This is a genomic window from Pusillimonas sp. T2 (assembly GCF_002236805.1).
Taxonomy (GTDB): Bacteria; Pseudomonadota; Gammaproteobacteria; order Burkholderiales; family Burkholderiaceae_B; genus Neopusillimonas.
Genome location: NZ_NIQA01000010.1, coordinates 112,345 through 121,990, shown reverse-complemented (window position 1 = coordinate 121,990; position 9,646 = coordinate 112,345). Strand labels below are relative to the sequence as shown.

Annotated in this window: 8 protein-coding genes; 2 read left to right on the top strand and 6 right to left on the bottom strand. The window is 56.0% G+C overall.

Features of this window, described 5'->3' with window-relative positions; all coding sequences use genetic code 11:
- Positions 1–383, top strand: a 383-nt coding sequence (locus PuT2_RS13965) for a fumarylacetoacetate hydrolase family protein (RefSeq protein ID WP_143516188.1), incomplete at its 5' end; no start/stop codon positions are given.
- A 507-nt stretch (positions 384–890) separates the two neighbouring features.
- Here PuT2_RS13965 and PuT2_RS13955 read toward each other — a convergent pair.
- Together PuT2_RS13955 and PuT2_RS13950 are read right to left on the bottom strand one after the other, a co-directional pair.
- Positions 891–2,396, bottom strand: coding sequence for an AMP nucleosidase (locus tag PuT2_RS13955; RefSeq protein ID WP_173862549.1), 1,506 nt, complete (start codon positions 2,394–2,396; stop codon positions 891–893).
- 8 nt (positions 2,397–2,404) lie between these two features.
- A complete protein-coding gene (locus PuT2_RS13950) occupies positions 2,405–2,692 on the bottom strand; it encodes a 4a-hydroxytetrahydrobiopterin dehydratase (RefSeq protein ID WP_093971602.1) in 288 nt (95 codons plus the stop codon).
- Between the two features lie 211 nt (positions 2,693–2,903).
- Here PuT2_RS13950 and PuT2_RS13945 point away from each other — a divergent pair, with 211 nt between their 5' ends.
- The gene (locus tag PuT2_RS13945; RefSeq protein WP_093971601.1) at positions 2,904–5,060 is read left to right on the top strand and encodes a malate synthase G; all 2,157 of its coding nucleotides are present in this window, start codon (positions 2,904–2,906) and stop codon (positions 5,058–5,060) included.
- Positions 5,061–5,082: 22 nt separating this feature from the next.
- Here PuT2_RS13945 and PuT2_RS13940 read toward each other — a convergent pair whose 3' ends face one another.
- The 4 genes from PuT2_RS13940 to PuT2_RS13925 form a co-directional block, all read right to left on the bottom strand.
- A complete protein-coding gene (locus tag PuT2_RS13940; protein WP_093971600.1) occupies positions 5,083–6,273 on the bottom strand; it encodes an acetylornithine transaminase in 1,191 nt (396 codons plus the stop codon).
- Positions 6,274–6,545: 272 nt separating this feature from the next.
- Positions 6,546–8,243, bottom strand: a complete 1,698-nt coding sequence (locus PuT2_RS13935) for a TRAP transporter large permease subunit (protein ID WP_093971599.1) — start codon at positions 8,241–8,243, stop codon at positions 6,546–6,548.
- A gap of 20 nt (positions 8,244–8,263) precedes the next feature.
- Positions 8,264–8,851: a TRAP transporter small permease subunit gene (locus PuT2_RS13930; protein WP_093971598.1), complete on the bottom strand. Its 588-nt coding sequence runs from the start codon at positions 8,849–8,851 to the stop codon at positions 8,264–8,266.
- 32 nt (positions 8,852–8,883) lie between these two features.
- On the bottom strand, positions 8,884–9,642 hold the full coding sequence (locus tag PuT2_RS13925) for an ABC transporter permease (protein WP_093971609.1): 759 nt from the start codon (positions 9,640–9,642) through the stop codon (positions 8,884–8,886).
- Positions 9,643–9,646 lie beyond the last annotated feature (4 nt).

Below are 9,646 nucleotides of genomic sequence, written 5' to 3'. Positions count from 1 at the left end.
AGTTCTTCAGACCTTCCCTAACCGCGCGCGATCTACAAGCCAAACACAAGCAATGGTTCCTGGGTAAATCGTTTGAAACTTCTTGCCCAATGGGTCCTTGGCTTGCAACCAGCGATGAACTCGACGGTGGCAACCTCGATGTTAAATGCTGGGTCAACGACGAGCTACGTCAAAATGCAAACACCAAAGACCTAATTTTTGACATCCCGACGCTAATCGAAACTCTCTCTCATGGAACGAAATTGCTGGCGGGCGATATCATTGCCACTGGCACACCTGTGGGCGTAGGCATTGGTTTTAGCCCACCAAAATTTTTGAAATCCGGTGATGTAGTGAGCATCGAAATTACTCACTTGGGCAAACTAAGCAATAGCATCGAATAAATCACCGCAAACTTCAAAAAAGGCCCGACTCACTTCTCGGGCCCCTCAGCTTGTCGTAATGCCCCCAACAAACTTACTCACAGGACCGGGGGCTATTCCTTAAGCTAGCGCCTAGCTCCACGACTATTGAATCGGCTAGATTTTTATAAATAGTTCGTTACCTCAGAAAAATACTACCGTTCGTAGCTTACCGGCGCCAGATTTGCAGTATGGCCTTGGCTGCAGATCGGGTTGTAGAACATTTCGATGTGGACGAAGATTTTCCGGCGTGCCAATTCTGCGGCGCAGCAGATTTTGCGTTTAATGCGCTTGCTTGTAAGCAATGGGCTAAAGCTTCCAGCAAAAGCATTATCGTGGCAATTTCCTCCCCGGCCCATGCTCGGTCGTAATCTATAAACTGGCAAGGCCTTCGTATCCTATCCTCAAAAACAGTGCTGCGACCTACGCTAAACTCTTACTAGCTACGAGATAACGATGGCATAAACCACGTTATCCCGCCTGACAAACCTACTTGAATGCCGTCTCGATGAAGCTGCGCAACTTGCGCGAGTGCAAGCGCTCATACGGCATCTGGCGCAGGCTTTCGAGGGCTCGGATACCGATTTGCAAATGCTGCCCCACCTGCGTTCGATAGAACTCACTGGCCATGCCCGGCAGTTTAAGCTCGCCGTGCAAGGGCTTATCGGAGACGCAGAGCAACGTGCCATAAGGCACCCGGAAACGGAAGCCATTGGCCGCGATAGTTGCCGACTCCATATCGAGTGCAATAGCTCGCGACTGCGACAAACCGCGTACCGGCTCGTTATCGTCGCGCAGCTCCCAGTTGCGGTTGTCGGTGGTGGCCACCGTTCCTGTACGCATAATTCGCTTTAATTCCCAACCCGACAAACCCGCCACTTCAGCCACGGCGTCTTCCAGCGCCACCTGGATTTCGGCCAACGGCGGCACCGGCACCCAAACGGGCAAGTCGTCGTCGAGCACATGGTCTTGGCGTACATAGCCATGGGCCAATACATAATCGCCCAGCCGTTGCGTTGTACGCAGGCCCGCACAATGGCCTAGCATGATCCAGGCCGACGACCGCAAGACGGCCACGTGATCGGTAATGGTTTTGGCGTTTGACGGCCCGACGCCAATGTTGATTAGCGTAATGCCGGTATTGTTCTCGCGCAGCAAGTGGTAAGACGGCATCTGTGGCATACGGGCCGGGGCGGGGCCGCTGGGCTGAGCCCCAGCGCCTGCCAGCGTAATCACATTGCCCGGCTCGACCAGGGCCGTATAGCCGCCCTCGCCGCTAGCCAACATCTCTTTGGCCCACCGGCAGAATTCATCGATATAAAACTGATAGTTGGTGAACAGCACATAACTTTGAAAATGCTGCGGAGCCGTTGCCGTGTAATGCTGCAAACGATGTAACGAGTAATCGATACGTGGAGCGGTAAAGGGTGCGAGCGGCTCGGGTTCGCCGCGCCGGCTGCGCCAAGTGCCGTTCACTATCGAGTCATCGGTGACCGCCAAGTCGGGCACATCGAAGTGGTCGCGCAATGCGCCGCCCACCGAATCGGCAAACACCCCTTCAACGTAATAGCCCTCGGGGAAGGCAAAATGCAACGGGATAGGCACATCGGTCTCGCCGATTTCAACCGCAACACCATGATTCTGGATGAGCAAATGGATTTGCTCGCGCAGATAGCGCTCGAACAAACGCGGTTGCGTAATGGTGGTCATGTATGTGCCTGGCTCGACCACATACCCGTACGAAAGCCGGCTATCTACGGCCTGATACGTAGAGACCTTGATACGAATGGCGGGATAATAGGCACGCACTCGCTGCCCAGGCAGCAGTCGGCCTTCGGCGTACATTTTGAAGCCATCGCGAATAAATGCGGTATTGCGTTCGTAGATTTCAACCAGCCGCGCTACAGCGGCATCTGCCTGCTCGAACCCTGCAAAAGGGATCAGTTGCGGCATTACCAGCGGGGCAATCGGGCCCTCGCCAGATCGATAAGACATACTTTCTCCTAAACCAGCTGGTCCATAAAAGCGGCCAGCGCGACATCGCGATCGGTAACGCCGTTGGCATCGTGCGTGGTCAGCGTCACACTCACGCGGTTATATACATTGAACCACTCGGGGTGGTGCCCGGTGCGCTCGGCCTGCAGCGCCACCTGTGTCATAAAGCCGAAGGCTTCATTAAAGTTTTTAAACACGTAATTTTTGTGGATAGCATCCCGGCCGGCGACCGCCGTCCAGCCCTCGAGCAGCAACAGCGCCGACGGCGCCCCAATCAGTTTTGGCAAACCTTTCATTACGCCCCCCAACAATTACCCTGCCAGCCCAAACCGGCAACTCATTACGAACTATTTGTGGCCATGTTGATTTTATTTATTAACTTTTAGTTCAAGGTGATTGAACCCGCACAGTCTTGAGCCGACACCTTCAACAGTCCATACTATACGAGCATCGTACGCTAAAAACTTTACCGATTTTTGTCCAATACCTATGCAACAAGGAAGCGCCATGACACAAAGAACAACATGCCAGCAGCTCCAGGTCGACACCCGCCTTTACGACTTCATCGAAAAAGAAGCCCTACCCGGCAGCGGCATCACGTCGTCGGCCTTCTGGGCCGGTTTTAACAGCATCATTCACGACATGGCGCCCGAAAACAAAGCATTGCTGGCCGAGCGCGACCGCCTTCAAGCCGAAATAGACGCCTGGCACCGTGCCAACCCCGGTCCGATTCGCGATATGGGTGCCTACAAGGCTTTTCTGAAGCGCATTGGCTACCTGCAAGACGCGCCGGCCCAGGTTCGCGTCAACACCCAAAACATCGATTTCGAATTCTCGGACCAGGCCGGCCCGCAGCTGGTGGTTCCCATTACCAACGCGCGTTATGCCCTGAACGCCGCCAACGCGCGCTGGGGCAGTCTGTACGATGCGCTGTACGGTACCGACGCCATTTCGGAAGACGACGGAGCGACGCGTGCGGGCGGCTATAACCCGGTGCGCGGCAACAAGGTCATCGAATATGGGCGCCGCTTTCTTGACGACACCATTGCATTGGCACACGGCTCACACGCCGATGCCACCGCTTACCGGATTGAAAACGGCAAACTGGTCGTGCAACTCGCCAACGGCGCCACAACCCTGGCGCAACCCGAATGCCTGCTCGGTTACCGGGGCACCCCCGACGCACCCGAAGCGCTGGTGTTCCGTCATAACGGCCTGCACTTCGAACTGCAAATCGACAGCACCCACCCTATAGGCAAGCAAGACAGCGCCGGCGTCAAAGACATTCTCATGGAGGCGGCGCTCACCACCATCATGGACTGCGAAGACTCGGTGGCCACCGTCGATGCCGAAGACAAGATTTTGGCCTATCGTAATTGGCTGGGCCTGATGACCGGGACGCTGAACGAAGAAGTCTCCAAAGGCGGAAAAACCTTCACCCGTACCCTGAACCCCGACCGCGAATACACTGACCTGAACGGCAAACCTCAGATGCTGGGCGGGCGCTCGATGATGCTGATCCGTAACGTCGGCCACCTCATGAGCAACCCGGCCATTCTCGACAAAGACGGCAACGAAGTCCCCGAAGGCATTATGGACGCCGTCATCACGTCATTGATTGCGCTGCGCGACATTGAGCGCAAGGCCAACTCGCGCAAGGGGTCGGTTTATATCGTCAAACCCAAAATGCACGGCCCTGCCGAAGTCGCTTTCACAGGCAAACTGTTCGGCCGCGTCGAACAGCTGCTGGGTATGGCCCCCAATACCCTGAAAATGGGCATCATGGACGAAGAACGCCGCACCAGCGTTAACCTGAAAGCCTGCATTGCCCAGGCCACGGAACGCGTCGCCTTCATCAACACTGGCTTTCTGGACCGTACCGGCGACGAGATCCATACCGCCATGGAAGCCGGCCCCATGATTCGCAAAGGCGAAATGAAACGCAGCCTCTGGATCGACGCTTACGAGCGCAATAACGTACAGGTCGGTCTGGAATGCGGCTTGCGCGGACGCGCCCAAATCGGCAAAGGCATGTGGGCCATGCCCGACCTGATGGCCGACATGCTGGTACAAAAAATCGGGCAACTTAAAGCTGGCGGCAACACCGCGTGGGTGCCCTCGCCTACCGCCGCCACCCTACACGCTTTGCACTACCACCAGGTCAACGTGCAAGATATCCAGCGCGGCATGGAAGGTAAAACCGAAGCCTTGCTCGACAAAATTCTGACGGTACCGGTCGCCACCGACACCAGTTGGTCTGAAGCCGACAAACAGCAAGAGCTCGATAACAATGCCCAAGGCATTCTGGGCTACGTCGTGCGTTGGGTCGACCAAGGCGTCGGGTGCTCAAAAGTACCCGACATTCACAACGTAGGGCTCATGGAAGACCGCGCTACGCTGCGCATTTCCAGCCAGCACATCGCCAACTGGATGCGTCACGGCATTGTGTCAAAAGAGCAAGTCATGGAAACCATGAAACGCATGGCGGCTGTCGTCGACGGGCAAAACAATGGCGACCCGCTGTACAAGCCCATGGCCGGCAATTTTGATACGTCAGTAGCGTTTAAGGCCGCCTGCGACCTGGTCTTCAAAGGGCTTGAACAGCCCAACGGCTACACCGAGCCGCTGCTGCATCACTGGCGGCAGGTGGCCAAGCAAGGGTAAGCCTGGCCAACACCGCTGAAGATTACGCCCGAACCTGGCCGACGATCTCGTCGAGCCAACGCAACATCAGGTCGACTTCTTCAGCGGTAACGTTCAAAGCGGGCATAAAACGCAGCAGCTCGGGACGCGGTGCGTTCAGCAACAGGCCCTCGGGCCCGCGGTCGCGCGCCGCAGCCACAATAGCGGCGCCATCGGGTTTGCCAAGTTTTAGTGCACGCAGCAAACCTGTACCACGCTCGCCATCCATCCCCCACTTGGTCGAAAGCGCCAGCAAACCTTCCGACAACTGTTGTGCACGCGCATTAACAGCCGCCATAAAATCGGGCGCGCTGACCTCATCGAATACCGCAATACCGGCCGCGGCCATGAGCGGGTTACCGTTGTAAGTACCGCCCTGATCACCGTATTCGAAACAAGCCACGGCCTCGCGTGCGCACAAGGCAGCCAGAGGCACGCCGCTGCCTATCCCTTTGGCTAGCGTCATGATGTCGGGGGCGATGTCGGCATGCTGATACGCAAACAGCTTGCCGGTCCGACCAATACCCGTTTGGACTTCGTCAACAATCATCAACAGGCCCAGCTCTTGTGTCAAAGCACGCAATGCCTGCATGAACTCGACGGTGGCCGGAATAACGCCCGCCTCGCCCTGCACGGGCTCGAGCATGACGGCAACGGTTTTGTCGTCAATCAACTTGCGAACCGATTCAATATCGTTCAGTTCAGCCTTGGGGAAACCGTCGACTTGCGGCGCGAACATGGTGTCCCAGCCGGGCTTGCCGGAGGCCGACATGGTGGCTAATGTGCGGCCATGAAAGCCGTGGTTGAACGTAATGATTTTGTAGGCGCCATTGCGATGCAGCTTGCCCCATTTGCGGGCCAACTTGATGGCGCCTTCGTTAGCCTCGGCGCCGCTGTTGGCAAAAAACACGCGGTCGAAACACGACGACCCCGTAATGCGTTTGGCCAGATCCATAGACGGCTGGTTGTAAAACGCCGGCGAGGGGTTAATTAGCGTTGAAGCCTGCTTTGTAAGCGCAGCCACCACCGACGGCGGGCAATGCCCCAAGCAGTTCACCGCCCAGCCCTGCAGGAAGTCGAGGTATCGCTTGCCATTATGGTCTTCAAGCCAAGACCCCTGGCCACGCACAAATACCAGATCGGGCCGCGAGGTGATTTCCATAAGGGCTTTGACGCCGGACTGATCGAATTCCATAGTGACTTCCCAAAAAATAAAGGGCAAAACAGCACATGCTGCAAAACGTGGATTTTAACGCAGTGGGAAAAGCAAGCGGACGCAGCCGCTTTGGCGAACACGCGAGGTCGAATCGCCGCCGCCGACGGCCCGGCCGCGCTGGGCGCCGCAACGCACAATCGCTTGCCCAAAGAAAAACCGGGTGGCTTTCACCACCCGGCAACACGACGATAACGACGGTAGAAAAATAGTGCAAACCTAGGCCCGGCGGTAGCCCCGGGCACACATCCAGATTATTTAAATATCGGCCCCGAACTGTCACCGCCAAAGACACTGCTGCTGCCGTAGTCAGCCTGAACCTCAATCTTGACCGTATTGGGATCAACCTTGGACGCACCATCTTTGTAGTGCATGACGGTTGCCGGGAACATCATCACCAACGCGACCATCAGCAGCTGGATGCANATCACCAACGCGACCATCAGCAGCTGGATGCAGATGAACGGGATGGAGCCCCAGTAAATCTGGCCCGTCGTGACCTTGGCAATAGTTCGACCCGTCAGTTTGTCTTTGTAGTCTTCTTTAGGTGCTACCGACCGCAAATAAAACAGGGCAAAACCAAACGGGGGATGCATAAATGAGGTTTGCATATTCAGCGCCAGCAACACCCCAAACCAGATCAGGTCAATGCCCATTTTGTCGGCGACCGGGCCCAGCAACGGCACAATAATGAAAGCCAGCTCGAAGAAGTCCAGGAAGAATGCCATGACGAACACGAAGATGCTGACGATGATCAAGAAGCCGGTTTCGCCGCCGGGCAAGCCCACCAGCAAATGCTCAACCCACAAGTCGCCGTCGACACCGCGGAAGGTCAGGCCGAACACGGTGGAGCCCACCAAAATAAAGATCACGAACGACGCCAGTTTAGTGGTCGTGTCCATAGCCTGCTTGAGCAACGACCACGACAACCGCTTACGGGCCAATGCCATGATAATGGCACCGACCGCGCCCATAGCGCCCCCTTCGGTAGGTGTGGCTATACCCAGGAAAATAGTACCCAGCACCAAGAAGATCAGGGCAAGGGGCGGAATCATGACAAACGTGACCCGTTCGGCAATTTGCGACAGCAAGCCAAACCCGAAAACCTTGTTAAGCACGGCCAGAGCAAACGCCACCACGCCGCCTACCAGCGTACCCACAACAACGGTTTCATCAATGGGTGCATCGGCTGACAAGATCATGGGCGACAACAACCACGACGCACCGACAGCCACCGCCAACAACACCAGCAACGACGGAATGCCGTGACTGCCGTTAGGTTCGATAAAGGTACGGCCCTCTTCGGGAATGGCCGGCGCATTGCGTGGCCGGAACAGCGCGAGCAACAAGATATAGGCAATGTAAAAACCTACAGTCATCATGGCCGGCACCATGGCGCCACGATACATGTCGCCAATTGAGCGGCCCAACTGGTCGGCCAGCACGATAAGGACGATAGACGGCGGGATAATTTGCGACAACGTACCCGACGCAGCGATCACGCCTGAAGCCAACCGGCGATCGTACCCGTAGCGCAACATAATGGGCAGGGATATCAAGCCCATGGAGATCACCGACGCCGACACGACGCCGGTGGTGGCGCCCAGCAGAGCACCGACAACCACCACGGCAATAGCCAAACCGCCACGCAATGGTCCGAACAACTGACCAATCGTTTCAAGCAGGTCCTCGGCCATGCCAGAACGCTCAAGAATCAACCCCATAAAGGTAAAGAACGGAATTGCCAACAACGTGTCGTTGGCAATAATGCCGAAAATACGCTGAGGCAGCGCCTGAAACAATGCCGGCTGAAAGAAACCCAGCTCTACGCCCAGCAGGCCAAACATCAAGCCGTGCCCCGCCAGGGTGAAGGCCACCGGAAACCCCATCAGCAAAAACAGGATTAACGAGGCAAACATGACCGGGGCCATGTTGGCAATTAAGAACTCCATGATCAAACCACCTTATCTTTTTATTTGGATGATGCAGCGTTGGCAATTTCTTCGGCCAACAACTCTTCAGACGTTTTGTGACCTTCGGGATGCGTGGGATTAGGGCACTTGCCCATCAAAAACCCGGCACACTTGATCAGGTGCGACACCCCAGCCAGAGACAACAAAATAAACCCCAGCGGAATAAGCGCCTTGACCGGCCAGCGCACCAGACCACCCGCATTGGATGACACTTCGTGATGCACGTAAGACTCGATGGCCATAGGCACAGAAAGCCAGAGAATAAACATGCACGCCGGCAAGAAGAACGCCAGGATGCCGATGATGTCGATCACGATCTGTCCACGCTCGGACAAGCGCGACGACAAGATATCGACACGCACGTGCCCGTTACGCAAAAACGTATAACCGGCAGCCAGCAAAAAAATCATGCCAAACATGTACCACTGCACTTCCAGCCAGGCATTCGAGCTCATGTCGAAAGCCTTGCGAAACGCAGCGTTAAACGAACTGACCACCACAACCACCAAAATTACCCACGACACCGCTTTGCCCACCCTGACATTGATCGCATCGATCAACCGGGACAACGCCAGCAAACCACCCATAACAGCTCCTTTGAAACCACCAGACCAACAATTTATTCTTCGTGTCCTTGACGCCAAGGCGTTGCGTGGCGCTCGATCCAGGCCAGCGCACCGTAAAGCACAACACCCATGACCCCAAGAATGAACAGCGCCGCAAACACCCGAACCGTATCGAATGTGCCCTGCGCACTCATGATCACGTAACCCAACCCTTTTTGCGACGAGACAAACTCGCCGACAATGGCGCCGACCAGCGCCAGCGACATGGCGACCTTCATGCCCGCCACCACCGAAGGCAGCGCACAAGGCAGCTTGACCTTAAAGAAGAAGTCCCAAGCCGACCCCTTCAGTACCTTGCCTAAATCGGTAATGTCGGACGGCACCGACCGCAACCCATGAACCGTATCGACGATAATGGCGAACACCGCTATCAGGAACGCAATCGCCACCTTGGGCTCGGCACCAGTGCCCATCCAGACCACAAACAGCGGCGCCAGCGCTACCTTGGGTACGCTGTTAAAACCGATAATCAGCGGATACAGAAACCGCTCGAAAATACGTGAGCTGACCAGTGCCACTGCGATCAGCACACCCCCCACTACGGCCAGCACGAAACCACCCAACGTAATAAACAGGGTGTACAGACTTTGCTCTACATACCACGAGGCTTCGTTGCTCAACTCGGTCAAAATTGCCGACGGAAGAGGCAACATGATCGAGCGAATCTCGAATACCCGGCACACAAACTCCCAGACCAGCAACACCACGACCAGCGAGAACGTACCGGCAGCACCCGTTTTCAAATGATTCATTGTC